Annotated in this window: 15 protein-coding genes; 6 read left to right on the forward strand and 9 right to left on the reverse strand. The window is 65.4% G+C overall.

Features of this window, described 5'->3' with window-relative positions; translation table 11 throughout:
- Window positions 1–1,406: calcium-binding protein (locus tag PMI15_RS14650; protein ID WP_007870377.1), on the forward strand; the 1,406-nt coding region annotated here is incomplete at its 5' end.
- A 2-nt stretch (window positions 1,407–1,408) separates the two neighbouring features.
- Here PMI15_RS14650 and PMI15_RS14655 read toward each other — a convergent pair.
- Window positions 1,409–2,053, reverse strand: coding sequence for an isochorismatase family protein (locus PMI15_RS14655; protein ID WP_007870379.1), 645 nt, complete (start codon window positions 2,051–2,053; stop codon window positions 1,409–1,411).
- Between the two features lie 112 nt (window positions 2,054–2,165).
- Between PMI15_RS14655 and PMI15_RS14660 the strand changes: the two genes are divergently transcribed.
- The gene (locus tag PMI15_RS14660; protein ID WP_007870381.1) at window positions 2,166–3,200 is read left to right on the forward strand and encodes a GlxA family transcriptional regulator; all 1,035 of its coding nucleotides are present in this window, start codon (window positions 2,166–2,168) and stop codon (window positions 3,198–3,200) included.
- Between the two features lie 192 nt (window positions 3,201–3,392).
- Window positions 3,393–4,259: a transglutaminase family protein gene (locus PMI15_RS14665; protein ID WP_007870383.1), complete on the forward strand. Its 867-nt coding sequence runs from the start codon at window positions 3,393–3,395 to the stop codon at window positions 4,257–4,259.
- A gap of 73 nt (window positions 4,260–4,332) precedes the next feature.
- Here PMI15_RS14665 and PMI15_RS14670 read toward each other — a convergent pair whose 3' ends face one another.
- From PMI15_RS14670 to PMI15_RS14695, 6 genes are all read right to left on the reverse strand, one after another.
- Complete coding sequence (locus PMI15_RS14670) at window positions 4,333–5,334, reverse strand: branched-chain amino acid ABC transporter permease (RefSeq protein WP_036839201.1); 1,002 nt, start codon at window positions 5,332–5,334, stop codon at window positions 4,333–4,335.
- Between the two features lie 28 nt (window positions 5,335–5,362).
- The gene (locus tag PMI15_RS14675) at window positions 5,363–6,247 is read right to left on the reverse strand and encodes a branched-chain amino acid ABC transporter permease (RefSeq protein ID WP_007870400.1); all 885 of its coding nucleotides are present in this window, start codon (window positions 6,245–6,247) and stop codon (window positions 5,363–5,365) included.
- Window positions 6,248–6,394: 147 nt separating this feature from the next.
- On the reverse strand, window positions 6,395–7,588 hold the full coding sequence (locus PMI15_RS14680; protein WP_007870402.1) for an ABC transporter substrate-binding protein: 1,194 nt from the start codon (window positions 7,586–7,588) through the stop codon (window positions 6,395–6,397).
- Between the two features lie 70 nt (window positions 7,589–7,658).
- The gene (locus tag PMI15_RS14685; RefSeq protein ID WP_007870404.1) at window positions 7,659–8,363 is read right to left on the reverse strand and encodes an ABC transporter ATP-binding protein; all 705 of its coding nucleotides are present in this window, start codon (window positions 8,361–8,363) and stop codon (window positions 7,659–7,661) included.
- Window positions 8,363–9,136: an ABC transporter ATP-binding protein gene (locus PMI15_RS14690; RefSeq protein WP_007870407.1), complete on the reverse strand. Its 774-nt coding sequence runs from the start codon at window positions 9,134–9,136 to the stop codon at window positions 8,363–8,365. The genes PMI15_RS14685 and PMI15_RS14690 overlap by 1 nt, the downstream gene beginning before the upstream one ends.
- A gap of 174 nt (window positions 9,137–9,310) precedes the next feature.
- The gene (locus PMI15_RS14695) at window positions 9,311–11,656 is read right to left on the reverse strand and encodes a DUF6600 domain-containing protein (RefSeq protein WP_007870410.1); all 2,346 of its coding nucleotides are present in this window, start codon (window positions 11,654–11,656) and stop codon (window positions 9,311–9,313) included.
- Window positions 11,657–11,876: 220 nt separating this feature from the next.
- Here PMI15_RS14695 and PMI15_RS14700 point away from each other — a divergent pair, with 220 nt between their 5' ends.
- Window positions 11,877–12,959, forward strand: coding sequence for a DUF6352 family protein (locus tag PMI15_RS14700; protein ID WP_007870411.1), 1,083 nt, complete (start codon window positions 11,877–11,879; stop codon window positions 12,957–12,959).
- A gap of 13 nt (window positions 12,960–12,972) precedes the next feature.
- On the opposite strand, the gene PMI15_RS14705 is transcribed toward PMI15_RS14700, so the two are convergent.
- Window positions 12,973–13,284, reverse strand: coding sequence for a cupin domain-containing protein (locus tag PMI15_RS14705; protein ID WP_007870413.1), 312 nt, complete (start codon window positions 13,282–13,284; stop codon window positions 12,973–12,975).
- A 165-nt stretch (window positions 13,285–13,449) separates the two neighbouring features.
- On the opposite strand from PMI15_RS14705, the gene PMI15_RS14710 reads away from it, so the two are divergent.
- On the forward strand, window positions 13,450–14,283 hold the full coding sequence (locus PMI15_RS14710; protein ID WP_036839206.1) for an aldo/keto reductase: 834 nt from the start codon (window positions 13,450–13,452) through the stop codon (window positions 14,281–14,283).
- Between the two features lie 10 nt (window positions 14,284–14,293).
- Here the strand turns inward: PMI15_RS14710 and PMI15_RS14715 are convergent, their stop codons facing one another.
- Window positions 14,294–15,016 (reverse strand): hypothetical protein, encoded by a 723-nt coding sequence (locus tag PMI15_RS14715; RefSeq protein WP_007870416.1) that lies wholly within the window; start codon window positions 15,014–15,016, stop codon window positions 14,294–14,296.
- 216 nt (window positions 15,017–15,232) lie between these two features.
- On the opposite strand from PMI15_RS14715, the gene PMI15_RS14720 reads away from it, so the two are divergent.
- Window positions 15,233–16,195, forward strand: a complete 963-nt coding sequence (locus PMI15_RS14720) for a tripartite tricarboxylate transporter substrate binding protein (protein ID WP_007870418.1) — start codon at window positions 15,233–15,235, stop codon at window positions 16,193–16,195.
- Window positions 16,196–16,264 lie beyond the last annotated feature (69 nt).

Consider the following 16,264-nt stretch of genomic DNA (forward strand, 5'->3'; position numbering starts at 1 on the left):
ACTACAGCGCCGACCGCAGCAATGTGGTTGATGACTCCGCCGAAGGCTCGGTCATCAGGCTTGGCGCGGCGGGCATGAAGTTCGAAGACCTGGACGCCGTGCGCCGCGCCAACGACCTGGTGGTCGAGGTGCGCGGTACCTCGGCGTCCATGCGCATCAAGGACTACTATGCCTCCACCCAGACCTCGTGGGTGTTTGAGGATGCGCAAGGCAACACGACCACGGGCGAGGCGCTGGTGGCGGCCAGCCAGACGGATTGGGCCCAGCTGCAGGCGAATTTGCTCAAGGATTTCCAGTCCAGTGCGCTGGGTTCAATTTCGCGGGGTTACTCTGACAATGGCTATACGCAGCGGGTTGATGGCTCGTGGTACCAAGCCGCAAGTTATGGGGCGGACATTTCCAGGACCTATGTCAAAAGAACCGGGCTCTTCAGAGATATTTGGAATGTCACGTCTTCCCACGTTGAGGCTGAGGGATGGAGCGGGGATGTGACGTCGCCGCCGGCTAGTGACACGACTGCCACCATCACCTTCCAAACGAACATCGTTGCCAGTGGCGCCGATACGCTTCAGTCCTACAACTACTCCTCCAGCCTTGAAAACGCGTGGACTTCGGTGAGCTGGACAAAAGATTCCAGTTCCCACTTTGAATCGGACTGGAATCTTGTGTACCACACCGGCACGATGACGGGCTACAGCTACACACGGGTTGACATCGATACAGACTACTACACAGGCAGAGCCAACCAGCTGACATTCCAGGACCCGGGTGCGCCCGCCCTGGCTGGCAACCTGCCGAGCTATGTCGCGGTTGATTTTTGGCACCGCCAGGACAGCTACAACCTCGGCCCCTCGCTGCTGGCCGACGGCGACCAGACGGTATCGGCCGACGGCTACTCAGTCGTCATAGGCGGCGTCGGCAACAACACCATCTATGGCGCCGGCTTTGCCTATGGCGGCACCGGCAACGCGCAGCTGATTGGCGGCGGAACGCTGATGGCCGGCACTGGAGACCAATTGCTGCAGTTCGGCAAGATCATGGTGGTCGGTGACGGCCACGATAGCGACACGATTCAGGAAAATGACACTACCGCCGGCAACACCGACACGCTCCAGTTCATGGCCGGCATCAACTCCGACCAGCTGTGGTTCCGCAAGGCCGGCAACAACCTGGAGGTCAGCATCCTGGGCACGGCCGACAAGGCCACGGTTCAAAACTGGTACCTGGGCAGCGCCTACCACGTGGAGCAGATCAAGGCCGGTGGCGGCAAAGTGCTGCTGGACACGCAGGTGCAACAGCTGGTGCAGGCCATGGCTTTATTTAAGCCGCCGCCCATGGGCCAGACCACGCTGACGAGCCAACAGCAAACGGCGCTGGCACCCGTGCTGGCCGCCAGCTGGCATTGATCTCAGCGCCCGGCCAGCGCCGCGCGGTTGGACACGAGGATATTGCTTTTCTCGAGCCGGCCGCCGGCCTGGATGGCGGCGATCCAGGCATCGGTGGAGCCGGCCGCGGCAAAGCGTGTGTGGAAGACGACACTGAACACGCGGTGGATTTCCTCGGCGCTGGCGCTGCCGGCTTCGTTGGCATAGGGCAGGGCGCCGGTGGCGTCGCTCAAAAACTCGACGTGCAGGCCGCGGTGCGTGGCTTCGAAGATTGTCGAGGCGTCGCAGTTGTGCGTCATGTAGCCGACCACCGTCAGGGTGTCTATGCCGCGCTGCTCCAGCCAGGCGGCAAAGTCGGTGCCGGTGTAGACGCTGGGCCAGGCTTTTTCGATGTAGTGGTCGCGCGGGCGGCTGGCCACGGCCTCGTGCAGTGCCCAGGAGGGCGAGTCCTTGGCAAAGAGCGCCGCGGCGGGGGATTCGCTGTGCTGCACCACGACGACCGGAATGCCGGCCGCGCGCGCGGCGTCCATGGCGCGAGCGATGTTGGGCAGGCTTTGCGCCACGGGCGGGTGTTCGATCAGCAGGCCGCCGCCGGCGAAGTATTCCATTTGCACGTCAATGACGACGAGGGCGCGGCGCGGGGCTTTAGGGGTGGTGCTTGCGGTCATGGAAAAACTCCTGAAAAAAATGAAAGCGGTTTGTTTGTGGATGTAGGGATTGTTCGCCGGAAGATGTTTTGGTGACAGTGGCCCGAATGCCAATACTCGATAGAATCGGGCCATGTCACCACGCACCCCGAAATCACCCCGAAAAGCCGCCAAGCCTGCTAAATCCTTGGTGAAACCCGCCAGTCCCGCAAAACAGGACGGCAGCGTGGCCGTGGTCGCGTTTGACGGCATCAGCCCTTTTCACCTGTCGGTGCCCTGCATGGTGTTCGGCAACGATTTTTCGGGGGCCGACCTGCCGCGCTTCAAGCTGGTGGTCTGCGCCGAAAAGCCCGGCACCTTAAGCACCACTTCAGGCTTCGGCATCAGCGTGCAAAAAGGGTTGGGCGCGCTCGCGAAGGCGCAGACCATTGTGGTGCCGTCCTGGCGCGACGCGATGGAGCGACCGCCCGAGGCCTTGCTCAAGGCTTTGCAGGCCGCGCACCAACGCGGCGCGCGCATTGTGGGCCTGTGCCTGGGCGCCTTTGTGCTGGCCGAAGCCGGCCTGCTCGACGGACGGCCGGCGACCACGCACTGGGCGCTGGCCGGTGAATTCGCCGCGCGCTACCCGCAGGTGCGGCTGCAGCCCGATGTGCTGTATGTGGATGACGGCGACGTGCTGACCTCGGCCGGCACGGCGGCCGGCATCGACTGCTGCCTGCATGTGCTGCGCCTGGACTACGGCGCCGAGATGGCCAACCGCGTGGCGCGCCGCATGGTGGTGGCGCCGCAGCGCCAGGGCGGGCAGGCGCAGTATGTGGAACAGCCCTTGCCGGCCACGGGCGCCGGCCACCGGCTGTCGGCCATCCTGGCCTGGGTGCAGAAAAACCTGGACCAGCCGCACAGCCTCGATGCCCTGGCGGCGCGCGCGCTGATGAGCCGGCGCAGCTTCACGCGGCATTTCCGGCAGGTCACGGGCACCACGGTGGGCCAGTGGCTCACCAGCCAGCGCCTGGGCCTGGCGCAGCGCCAGCTCGAATCGACGGACCGCTCCATGGAACAGATCGCGCTCGATACGGGTTTTGGTTCGGCGGTGTCGCTACGCCAGCATTTCGCGGCAACGCTGGGGACTTCGCCGTCGGCCTACCGGCGCGAATTTCGCGGCGTTTAGTGTTCCTTGTAGGCCTCGGCGACGCCGGCCTGTCGGTTTGGAAGGGCAAGGCATCCCGGGAAATTTCGCCAACGGCAAACAGGGGCTTTGTTTGCGCGCCTAATGAGTGGCGATGGCGAACGATTCCGGTCGCCGCAGACATACCGGCTCCTATTTGGAGCCAACCCCCAAGGCAAAGGCAGAAGACATCCCATGGTCAGGCTTGAATTTTCCGCCGTGCTGGCCTACGAGGTGATGGCACCGGGCTGCGATTTCATCTTCAACATCCAGGCCGCCTACACGCCGCGGCAGCTGGTGATGCACGAATCCCTGGGGCTGAGCCAGCCGGCGGCCACCAGCAGCTACACCGACCCCGCCACGCAAAGCCGTTTTTTGCGCCTGCATGCCGAGCCCGGCAATTTCACGCTGAGCTATGCCGCGGTGGTGGATCTGGTCCACTACGAGGCGCAACCGGGCTCGCTGCCAGAGCTGAGCCCGCTGGCCCTGCCCGGCGAGGTGCTGCCTTACCTGTATCCCAGTCGTTATTGCCAGTCGGACCGCCTGCTGACCCTGGCCAACAGCCAGTTCGGTCACCTGCCGCTGGGTTACGGCCGGGCGCGGGCGATCTGCGACTGGGTGCAGCAGCATGTGAGCTTCCAGGGCAATACCAGCAACAGCACGACCTCGGCCATAGATACCCTGATAGAGCGGGTGGGTGTGTGTCGCGACTTCGCGCACCTGATGATCGCGCTGTGCCGCGCGGCCAGCCTGCCGGCACGCATGGCCAGCGGTATGGACTACGGCGCCGACCCCGCGCTGGGCCGGCCGGATTTCCATGCCTATGTGGAGGTCTACCTGGGCGACCGCTGGTACCTCTTTGACCCCTCGGGCACGGCGATTCCCATGGGTTTTGTGCGCTTTGCCACCGGGCGCGACGCGGCCGACATCGCTTTTGCCACAATTTTCGGCAGCGTGCGCGCGGCGCAGCCGCAGGTCCACATCGAGGCCGTGCCCAACAGCCTGGGGCAGCTGGTGCTGCCGCAGCATGTGAACTACGCGCTGTCGACCGACGGGCCCTGACCCCGGGTGCTTGAGCGCCCCATCAAAAAAGCGCGCAAGGCCTGCGCGCTTTTTTGATGGGGCGGTGCGTCGCTCAGCTTTGCTGCGCTGCCGCCTTGGCGGCGTTGCGGCGGCGCTCGAGAAAGGCTTGCAGCTCGCCGATCACGCCCTTGCGGAAGGCCAGCACGCAGATCACAAAGATCACGCCGATGATGACGGTGACCCAGGAGCCGACCTTGTCGGCCAGCAGGTTTTGCAGCGCGATCACGATGCCAGAGCCCATGACCGGGCCGAAGAAGGTGCCGACGCCGCCCAGCAGGGTCATGAGGATGACCTCGCCGGACATGGACCAGTGCACGTCGGACAGCGTGGCAAAACCCATGACCAGGGTTTTCATCGAACCGGCCAGGCCGGCGAGCGCGGCCGACAGCACAAAGGCCAGCAACTTGTAGCGATCCACGTTGTAGCCCAGCGAGATGGCGCGCGGCTCGTTCTCGCGGATCATCTTGAGCACCTGGCCGAAAGGCGAATGCACGATGCGCGAGATGAACAGGAAGCAGGCGACAAAAATCGCGACCACGAGGTAGTACATAGTCTCGTCTCCGCTCAGCTTGAAGCCAAATAGAGAAATATCCGAATCTAGCGGTAGCAAGCCAAATAACTTGCCGCGCGGCACGCCTTGCAGGCCGTCCTCACCGCCGGTAAAGCTCGCCTGCAGGCAGACAAAGTAAACCATCTGCGCGATCGCCAGCGTGATCATCGCGAAGTAAATGCCCTGGCGGCGTATCGCTACGGCGCCTACCACCAGGCCTATCAGCCCGGCGGCCACGGCGCCGGCCACCAGGCCCAGTTCGGGCGTCCAGCCCTGGGCCTTGATGAGCCAGCCGGTCACGTAAGCGGCCGAGCCGAAGAAGGCCGCGTGGCCGAAGGACAGCAAGCCGGTAAAGCCCAGCAGCAGGTTAAAGGCGCAGGCGAACAGCGCGAAGCACAGCAGCTTCATCACGAACACCGGGTACAAGCCGATCAGCGGCGCCACCAGGGCCAGCGCCAGCAGCGCGAGATAGGTGATGCGGGTCAGTTGGGCGGCTTTGGACATGGGAGCTTTATTCAGGGCGGTCATGGGCTCAGACCTCTTTACCAAACAGGCCCGCGGGACGGACCATGAGCACGATCACCATGATGACAAACACCACGATGTTGGAGGCTTCAGGGTAAAACACGCGGGTCAGGCCTTCGACAATGCCCAGGCCCAGGCCGGTGATGACCGAGCCGAGTATGGAGCCCATGCCGCCGATCACGACGACGGCGAAGACCACGATGATCAGGTTGGAACCCATCAGCGGGTTGACCTGGATGATGGGCGCGGCCAGCACACCGGCGAGAGCCGCCAGCCCGGCACCCGCGCCGTAGGTGAGCATGACCATCATGGGCACGTTGACGCCGAAGGCCTGCACCAGCGGCGCGTTTTCGGTGCCGGCGCGCAGGTAGGCGCCCAGCCGGGTGCGCTCGATCAGGAACCAGGTGCCCACGCAGACCACCAGCGACACCACCACCACCCAGGCGCGGTAAATCGGCAGGCGCATGAAGCCGAGGTCCATGGCGCCGGCCAGCAAATCGGGCACGTTGTAGTTCTGGCCCGAGACGCCGTAGATTTCACGGAACACGCCTTCGAGCACCAACGCCAGCCCGAAGGTCAGCAGCAGGCCGTAAAGCGGGTCCAGCTTGTACAGGTGCTTGAGGAACAGCCGTTCTATGACCACGCCGAGGATGCCGACCGTCAGCGGCGCCAGCACCAGTGCGAACCAGTAATTCATGCCGAACTGGTCCAGCATGATCCAGGCGGCGAAGGCGCCCAGCATGTAAAGCGCACCGTGCGCGAAGTTGACGATGCCCAGCAGCCCGAAAATCACCGCGAGCCCCAGGCTCAGCATGGCGTAAAAGGCGCCATTGACCAGGCCCAGCATCAGCTGGCCCATAAATGCTTGCAGGGGAATACCGAAAATTTCCATGGGAACCTGTCAGGACACCAATACCGTTAGTTGTGGCGGAGACGAGAGAGGCTTAAAAATGCAGCCGGTCATTCCTGCGAATGACCGGCTGGATCGAACCCCTCGTTCTTCTCCGTCTTTCTTGCCGTCAGTTCAAGGCTTGCGCAATTACTTCTTCACGGCCGCGCACTTGGATTCGGCCACCGTGGTGAAGGCCTGCTCGCCGGGCACCTTGGCCACGGTCTTGTAGTAGTCCCATGGCGTGGTGGACTCCTTGGAGCCCTTGACCTGGAACAAATACATGTCGTGGATCATGCGGCCGTCGGCGCGGATCTGGCCCTTGTTGTAGAAGTCGTCGATCTTCATGCCCTTGAGCGTGCTCATGACCTTGTCGGAGTCGGTGGTGCCGGCGGCCTGCACGGCTTTCAGGTAGTTCATGGTGGCCGAGTAGTCGGCGGCCTGCAGGCTCGAAGGCATGCGTTTGTATTTGTCGAAGAAGCGCTTGGCGAACTTGCGAGAGGCGTCGTCCTGGTTCCAGTACCAGCTGTCGGCCAGCTGCAGGCCTTCGGTGTTGGCCAGGCCCAGGGAATGCACGTCGTTGATGAACACCAGCAGGCCGGCGACCTTCATGGTCTTGCCGATGCCGAATTCCTTGGCGGCCTTCATGGCGTTGGTGAAGTCGCCGCCGGCATTGGCCAGGCCCAGGATCTGTGCCTTGGAAGACTGGGCCTGCAGCAGGAAGGAAGAGAAGTCGGAGGCGTTCAGCGGGTGGCGCACGGTGCCGGCGACGGTTCCGCCGTTGGCCTTGACCACGGTGGCGGCGTCGCCTTCCAGCGAGTAACCGAAAGCATAGTCGGCGGTCAGGAAGTACCAGCTCTTGTTGCCGGCCTTGACCAGCGCGGAGCCCGCGACCTTGGCCAGCGACACCGTGTCGTAGGCGTAGTGGACGGTGTAGGGCGAGCAGTCCTCATTGGTCAGGCGGGCGGAGCCGGCGCCTATGACGAGGAAGGGCTTTTTCTTTTCGGTGGTGACCTTGGACATGGCCAGCGCCGTGCCGGAATTGGTGCCGCCGATCAGCATCTGCAGGCCGTCCTTGTCGATCCATTCACGGGCCTTGGACGATGCGACGTCGGCCTTGTTCTGGTGGTCGGCGCTCAGCACCTCGATGGGGCGGTTCAGCACCTTGCCGCCGAAATCCTGCACGGCCCACTTGACCATCTCGGCGCCAGCCGGGCCGTCGATGTCGGCGTACAGGCTGGACATATCGGTGATCATGCCGATCTTGATCGGGCCGGTGTTCTGCGCGAAGGCGGCGCCGGTGAGGCCTACGGCGAGCGCTGCAGCAAGTGTTTTGAGTTTCATGGTGTCTCCTGTGATGGATGGGGGTGAACGGGGAATCAAAAAGATAAAAGTGGACGCCGTGCCGCCGCTGTCAGACGCCGAGGTATTCCTGCAGCATGCCCATGTTGCCGGCCAGCTCGGCCTGAGCAAACTGCTTGACGATGCGGCCGTGCTCCATGACGTAGAAGCGGTCGGCCAGCGGTGCGGCAAAGCGGAAGTTCTGCTCCACCAGCACGATGGTGTAGCCCTTGGCCTTGAGCGTGAGGATCATCTCGGCGAGTTTTTGCACGATGACGGGCGCCAGGCCTTCGGAGATTTCATCAAGCAGCAGGAGGCGCGCGCCGGTGCGCAAAATGCGCGCCACGGCCAGCATCTGCTGCTCGCCGCCCGACAGGCGCGTGCCGGGGCTGGCCGCGCGCTCCTTGAGGTTGGGGAACATCGCGTAGATCTCGTCCAGGCTCATGCCGCCCGGGCCGATGGTGGGCGGCAGCATCAGGTTTTCCTCGGCCGTGAGGCTGGCGAAAATGCCGCGCTCTTCGGGGCAGTAGCCCACGCCCAGCCGGGCCACCTTGTGCGGCGCGAGCTTGATGGCTTCCTCGCCGTTGATTTTGATGGAGCCCTTGCGCGCGCCCGTCATGCCGACGATGGCGCGCATGGTGGTGGTGCGGCCGGCACCGTTGCGGCCCAGCAGGGTCACCACTTCGCCTTCGTTGACCGTGAGGTTCACGCCGTGCAGGATGTGCGACTCGCCGTACCAGGCGTGCAGGTCTTCGATTTTGAGGAGCTCTTTGGACATCAGTGAGCTCCTTGCAATTCGGTGTTCGTCGTGCCCATATAGGCTTCGATCACCAGCGGGTTCTTGGCCACTTCGGCATACGGGCCGTCGGCGATGATGGCGCCGCGCTGCAGCACGGTGATGCGGTCGGCAATCGACGACACCACGTTCATGTTGTGCTCGACCATCAGGATGGTGCGGCCGGCGGACACTTTTTTGATCAGCTGCGTCACGCGGTCCACGTCTTCGTGGCCCATGCCCTGGGTGGGTTCGTCCAGCAGCATCAGCTCGGGCTCCAGCGCCAGCGTGGTGGCGAGCTCCAGCGCGCGCTTGCGGCCGTAGGGCAGGTTCACGGTGAGCTCGTCGGCGAAGGCGCTGAGGTCGACCTCGGCCAGCAGTTCACGGGCGCGGCCGTGCAGATGAAACAAAGTGTCTTCGGCCTTCCAGAAATGGAAAGAGGTGCCCAGGTTGCGCTGCAGCGCCGCGCGCACGTTCTCCAGCACCGTCATGTGCGGGAACACGGCCGAGATCTGGAAGGAGCGCACGATGCCGCGCCGCGCGGTCTGCGCGGGTTGCTCGAAGGTGATGTCGCTGCCGTTGTAGACGATGCTGCCGCGCGTAGGCGTGAGGAACTTGGTGAGCAGGTTGAAGAAGGTGGTCTTGCCGGCGCCGTTGGGCCCGATCAGCGCGTGGATATGCCCGCGCTGGACTTTGAGGTCCACGTTGTTGACGGCCACGAATCCCTTGAATTCCTTGGTCAGCCCTCGTGTTTCGAGAATGAACTCCACGGACAAATCGCTCTCCGGCAGGTAAGGGGTTGGACATCACGGGGCACCAGGGCGGCCGCGGCGGGTATGCAGCCGCGGGCATAGGCCCGTGAAACACAGCTGGTCATCCTAGCTATCCCCTCCCGCAGGCGGTACCCGGTCAGACCCTTAGGTAGTTTTGCGTGATCCCGCGCCGCCGGTTTATTGCTCGCGGTTTCGGTTGGGGTTTCCTTCGCCGCGTGCCTGGCGTGTGGGTTTGTCGGCGGTGGCCTCCCTGGCCTGGGCGGCTTCGCGTTGCGCCTGTTGCTGCTGCAGTTGCTGTTGCCGCCGCTGTTGCTGTTCCTGGGCTTGGGCCTGGTGCTGGCGTTGCTGCTCCTGCTGTGCGCGTAGCTGTTGTTGCTGTTGTTGCAGGTGCTGCTGCTGTTGTAGATGTTGTTGCTGTTGTTGTTGTTGTTGTTGTTGTTGTCTTTGCGCGGCCTGCTGCTGGCGCGCGTTTTCCTGGTCGCGCTGGGCCTGCTCGCGCAGGGCACGCTGGCCTATGGCTTCCTCGCCCGAGCGGCGCTGCTGTTCCAGCTGGGGGGCTTGCAGCTTTTCCCTTTGCTCCCGCTGTTCCCTTTGCTGGCGCTGCTGTTCGCGCTGGGCTTGCTGCTGGCTGCGCTGCGCCTGTTCGGCGGCGTGGCGTTCAGCCTCGGCGCGGGCTTGCGCGCCGGCATTGGCATTGGCCGCCTGGGCGCGTTCCTGCGCTTCGTTGCGGGCCCGCGCGTCGCGCTGGGCCTGTTCGCGCAGCGCGCGCTGGCCTATGGGCTCTTCACCCGAGCGGCGTTGCTGTTCCAGCTGCGGGGCCTGCAGTTGTTCCTGCCGTTCCCTTTGCTGGCGCTGTTGCTCGCGTTGCGCCTGCTGGACGGATGCGGCGGGGCCGCGGTCGGGTGCGGGTGTGGCGGGCTGGGGTCGGGCATCGTGGTCCCTGCCGGCGATGGGGCTGGCGCGTCGCTCATCCCGGTTGTTGTCATCGCGGCGGCCGTCCCGGCCATCACGGTGATCGTCACGCCTGCCGTCGCGGCTGCTGACGACGGGCACGGGCCGCGCGGCCACCGTCGGCGGCGGCAAGGCGGCAGCGGCCACGGGGCGCTGCAGTCCGCGCAGCTCCGCGGGGTTCGGGCGTTGCGGCAGCGCGCCGCGGTCCGCCACCAGCTGGGCGCGGCCCAGGTCCGCGCGGCTCAGTGCGTGCTGCACGCGCACCGGCCGGCCGCGCTCGAAGTCCTCGCGGCTGACGGCCGTCACGGCGGCGGGCTGGCGCTGGTAGCGGTACACATGGGTGATGTTGTTGGTCACGTTGACGGTGTTGTTGACCACGATGTTGTTGTTCACCTGCGTGACGTAGCGCGGGCTCACGCGGTAGGCCGGGCGGAAGGCTTCGCCGGGCGCCAGCGGGAACCAGCCCACACCGGGGCGTGCCGCGCCGCCTATCGAGATGTTCCAGCTCACGCCGCCGCTGCTGCCGCCCACAAAGGCGACCAGCGCCGGTGCGTACACAGGGCGCGGCGCCAGCCGCCCGGGCACCCAGGCCCAGCGCGGGCCGATCTGCGCCCAGCGGCCGTAGTGAAAGGGCGCGAAACCCCAGGGCGCGTCGTCCACCCAGGTCCAGCCCCAGGGCGAGACCCAGGCCCAGTGGCCCATGCGGTAGGGCGCCCAGTTGACGGGAACGGCGCGCGGTATCCAGATCGCGCCGTAGCTCGGGTCCTGGCTCCAGCTGCCGTAGCTGTCGAGCTGCTGGTAGCCCACGGTTTCGCGCGGCACATAGCGCGCGGACACCGACCGGTCCTCGAGCCGGTCGCGATTCGCGGCCCACAGGTCGAAGTCGTCCTGGCGCGTGGCGCCCGGCCCGGCCGGCACCAGCTGCGTGCCGCTGAAATTGGCCTGCTGGCCGGCGGCCAGATTCACCGAGGCCGAGTTGTCGCCGTAAATCACGCCGCCGCCCGATTGCGCGATCACGCGCGTGGTGTTGCCGGCCGGGTCCACGTCGAGGCGGTAGTCGCCGGGCTGCGAGACCACAAAAGCCAGGTTGGGTGTGTCGATTTCCAGGCGCTGGCCGTCAAACAGCTGGCGCACGCGCAGCTTGAGCGTGCCCTGGGCCAGGCGCAGCTGGGTGGTGTTGTCGTCCAGCGCGAGCAGGTCCAGGCTGGTCTGGCCGTTCATGCGCACGGCGGTAGAGCCGGCATGGAGTTCGGCGCGGGCCTGCGGGCCCGTCCACAGCCTGTCGCCGGCGGTCAGCGGGCGGTTCAATGCGGCGGGTGTCCAGGCATCGTTGGCATCGGCGGGCGCGAAACTCACGGCGCCTTCGGCCAGGTTGAGCCGGGCCACACGGCCGGGCGGGTCCAGCGTGTCGGCCTGCGGCGCGGGCTGCTGGGCCCAGGCCACGGGCTGCAGCAGCGCCAGCACAAAGGCGATCGCCAGCAGCACGAGGTACCAGTAGAGGTCGGAAAAGCGAAAGCCCCGGAAAGCATGGCCGGTGTCGCTGCGGGATGGTTCGATGTCGGTGCGGGTCATGGTGCACGCTCTCTTCCTGTCGTTGCGGGCTCATCGCTGATGAGGCCGGGTGGAGGCTGTGGCCTAAGAACCTGTTCACGGTCTAAAGACCACCATACCCATGACAACGTGCCGCACGATGGATGGAGTGCTAACAGGTGGTAAAGATTGCGCGATTCGCGGGGGCGATGAAACAGGATGTAAAGCGCGGGCGACGAAACGATGTGCGACGATGTCGCCCATGCAAGATTTCTGGCCTTCCAGCGGCTTCAAGCAACTGCGCCGCACTCCGCGCGGCTGGCTGCAGCCCACCGACGATTACCTGCGGCTGTTCCTCGCCCGGCCCGAACTGGCCCTGGTGCCGGAGTCCTGCGAGGCTGAGCGCGCCCTGCATGCCGCGCTGGCGGCTGCGCCCTCAAGGCCGGTGGCGCCAGCCGAATTGCAGGCACTGCAGGACGCCGACGCGCGGGACAACTATGCGCATTTCCTGCGCTTTCGCGACGGCCTGCTGGCCGCGGGCACGCTGGAGGCCTATTACCTGGGCCTGTTCCCGCGCGACGGCACGGGCCGCGTGGACATACCGCCGCTCTTCATCGACCTCATCGTGCAGGCCATGCTGCGCAGCCTGCTGGACGATTGCACTGATGCCTATGAAGTGCGCGCGGCCGAAATGCTGTTTCGCCCGCAGCGCATCAGCACCGAAGGCGGGCGGGTGCTCAGCGGCGACCTGGCGGTGCTGGACATGCTCCATGAAACCGGGGGCGTGGGGGACTTCGGCCGCTTCCTGGCCGAGGCCGGCGCGCCTGTGCCCGCCCTCGAACTGCGGGTATTGGCTGACGACAATGCGGCCGCTTATTGGCAAGAGGCCGAAGGGGCGGCAGGCCAGCGTTTTCTGCTGGACCTTACGCATGAGATCAACAATGAACTCGGCCACGGCCTGGTGCTGACCGTGGTTCGCGCGCGGTCCGGCCTCAAAGCGCTGGCCGGCGTGCTGCAGAAATGGATACGGCATTTGCTGGGCGTGGCCGTCATCATTCGACCGGTGCAAAAGGTGGACGACGAGGCCTGGCGCTGGCATGTGGGCCTGGACGCCGGGGCCACGGCCCTGCTCAATGATTTGTATGAAGGCCGCGAGGTGGAGCCGGCGCGCCTGCGGCGACTGGTCAGCCTGTTCAGGCTGGAGTTTGCCGACCCGCGCGAGATGCGCGCCGACGTGGCGGGCAAGCCGGTTTACCTGGGCATGATGATGGATGCCGGCGGCGTGCTCAGGCTCAAGCCGCAGAACCTGCTGGTCAACCTGCCGCTGCCGGACGCGGCTTCCTGATCGCGCCGCGGGTTCAGTCGCTGCCCTCCACTTCCACCACCAGCACGCGGGCCTCGCCCACCGGCGAGGCGACATGCTCGGTGCCCACGCTCGCGAAAAAGATGTCGCCGGTTTCCAGCATCACCGAGCACTGGCCGCAGTTGTCGCGGTAGCGCATCTCGACGCGGCCGTCGAGCACGGCAAACACTTCCTCGCCTTCGTTGATGTGCCACTTGTAGGGCTTGTCGGTCCAGTGCAGCCGGGTGGTGATGCCCTGCATATTGGCCACCGTCATCGCGCCCCAGGCGCGTGTCGCGGTGAAATCCTTGCTTCGAATGATCTTCATGTGGGTCTCCATCGGGTGGGCGCCATGGCGCAATGAAAGCCACGCCATGCTACGTCGCGGGGCCGATGGAAACATGAATTCTTCGGCCACCATTGATTCCATACGCGCATCACTGAGATGACGCACCACCTGCGCTTTCGCCTCTGCGGGGCTAAGATGTTTCTCATGAAAACCGTATTGCTTCCTTGCGGCGAAGCCGTCCCGGCCCTGGGTATGGGCACCTGGAACATGGGCGATGCGTCCGCGCGCCGCGCCGACGAACTCGCGACCCTGCGGCTGGGCCTGGACCTGGGCTGCACGCTGGTCGATACCGCGGAAATGTATGGCGAAGGCCTGTCCGAGGAGCTGGTCGGCGAGGCGCTGCAAGGCCGGCGCGACGAGGCCTTTGTCGTGAGCAAGGTCTATCCGCACAATGCGTCGAAGGCCGGCATGGTGGCGGCCTGCGAGCGCAGCCTGCGCCGCTTGCGCACCGACCGTATAGACCTCTATTTGCTGCACTGGCGCGGCTCGGTGCCGCTGGCCGAAACCCTGCAGGCGTTCATGGCGCTGCAAAAGGCCGGCAAGATTCGGCACTACGGCATCAGCAACCTGGACCTGGCCGACATGCGGGAATTGTGGGCCTTGCCCGGCGGGCAGGACGTGCAGGCCAACCAGCTGCTGTACAACCTCACACGGCGCGGCATCGAATGGGACTTGCTGCCCTGGCTGCGCGAGCGCCGCGTGCCGGTGATGGCCTATTCACCGATTGAGCAGGCACGGCTGTTGCGCCATGCGGGCCTGGCCCGCTTCGCCAAAAGCCACGGCATGCCGCCGGCCCAGGCGGCGCTGGCCTGGCTGCTGGCGCAGCAAGGCGTGATCGCGATCCCCAAGACCAGCCATCCGGAGCGGCTGCGCGAGAACGTCGCGGCGGCCGGCATTGAACTCAGCGGTGAACAGCTGGCCGAACTGGATGTGCTGTTCAAGCCTCCGTCCGGTGCCAGCCCGCTGGAGATGATCTAGGGCCTGTTAGTTAGCGCGTCAGCCAGATCCCGATCCCCAGCAGAGCCGCCTGCGCGACCATCGCGATGTAGAGCGGTTTGCGGGAGGGCATGGCGGCGTCATGCAGCGTCTGGCCGATACGCTGCATGAGCAGCGCGCGCAACACGGGATCGGGTGTGCCGGGTGCGGCGGCAGCTTCCGCGGCGCGCCCCTGTTGCCATTGCGCCGTCAGCTCAGCCAGCGGCAGGCGATTCAACACGAAATTGACCATGCCGCGCACGGCCCGGCCCTGGCCCAGCACCGGCGCCAATTGCTGGGTGATGGCATCGGCCGACAGCACGCCCGACACGCGCTCCAGCGCGCCCTTGGTTCGCGGCATCGCATCTAAGCGTGCGGCGATCGTGTCCGCCAGGCGTTGCGACATGGCCTCTCCATGGCCCGTCACGACTTGCTGGATAGCCCGGCTGCGACCGCGCGCCACGCCCAGCGCCAGGTAAATCGGCACAAAGGCCAGCAACAGCATGGCGACCAGCAAAGGCGGTGAAAACAGCAGGGCGAGGATGGCGCCTGCCCCGCCCGTGTGCGCGGCCGCAGGCATGCCGGGGCCGGACAGCCGGCTCAGGTAAAAGAAGAACACGCCGCCGCCCAGCAGGAAAGCCAGCAAAAAACCCATGACGACGGAACCCGCGAACGCCATACCGGCTTTGGCGCCTGTGCGCACCATGGACGGCGCGGCGGAAGAAGTTGATGGCATGCAAAGCCTCCCTTTTTTGAAGGCCCGATCATAAGTGGCGCATGCCGAGCCATCGCCGATCAAGACGGCCGCCCCCGCCGATCACGCTACGGTCGCGCGACACCGCCATGTTGTATAGACAGGGCGGCGAATAAAATCGAGGGTCAAAAACCGGCTGCACGCGGGCTGTCTTTCGTTGGCCTTATGCTTGCAAGCCCCATCTGGAGACCTTCCCCCATGCTTCGCAAAATCCTGTCCTTTCTTGCCCTCGCGTTCGTGCTCTGCGCCGCGCAGGCCCAGAGCTACCCCACCAAACCCATCCGCCTGATCGTGCCTTTCCCGCCCGGCGGCGGCACCGACATCCTGTCGCGCCTGGTGGCCACCAAACTGACGGAGGCCAGCAAGTGGACGGTGGTGCCCGACAACCGCGGCGGCGCGGGCGGCACCATAGGCATTGCCGAAGCCGTGCGCGCCGCGCCCACGGGCTACGACATGGTCATGGGCCAGAAGGACAATCTGGTCGTCGCGCCCTGGCTCTACAAAAACCTGAGCTACGACCCGACCCGGGACCTGGTGGCCGTGGCCCACGTGGCCTACACGCCGGTGGTCATCGTCACGGGCGTGCAGTCGCGCTTCAAGACCCTGGCCGACGTGGTGGCCGCCGCCAAGGCCGCGCCCGACAGCGTTACCTACGGCTCGCCCGGCAACGGCACCACCATCCATCTGGCCGGCGAAATTTTCAACGGCGCCGCCAATATCAAGCTGCGCCACGTGCCCTACAAGGGCTCCAACCCGGCCATGATGGACGTGCTGGCCGGCAATGTGGATCTGATGGTGTCCTCGCTGCCCTCGGCCATCGCCCAGATCAAGTCGGGTAAGCTGCGCCCGCTGGCCGTCACCTCGGCGCGCCGCAGCACCTCTCTGCCCGAGGTGCCCACCGTCGCCGAGCTGGGCTACAAGGACTTTGACGTCAGCACCTGGTATGGCCTGTTCATGCCGGCCGGCACGCCCAAGGACGTGGTGGCCACCGTCAATGCCGAAGTCAACAAGCTGCTGGCCACGGCCGACATGAAGGCCGCCATCCACGCCCAGGGCGCCGAGGTGCAGAACATGACGCCCGAGCAGTTCTCCAGCCTGCTCAAGACCGACTACGTGAAATGGAAGGGCATCGTGCAGGCTTCCGGCGCGACGATTGAATAGCCCCCACGCTTTTCACTCCGTGTAATGCGCTGCCTCCCGAGGGGGCGCCCCGCCTGCGGCCCGGCAAAG

It is taken from the genome of Polaromonas sp. CF318 (assembly GCF_000282655.1).
Classification (GTDB): Bacteria; Pseudomonadota; Gammaproteobacteria; order Burkholderiales; family Burkholderiaceae_C; genus Polaromonas.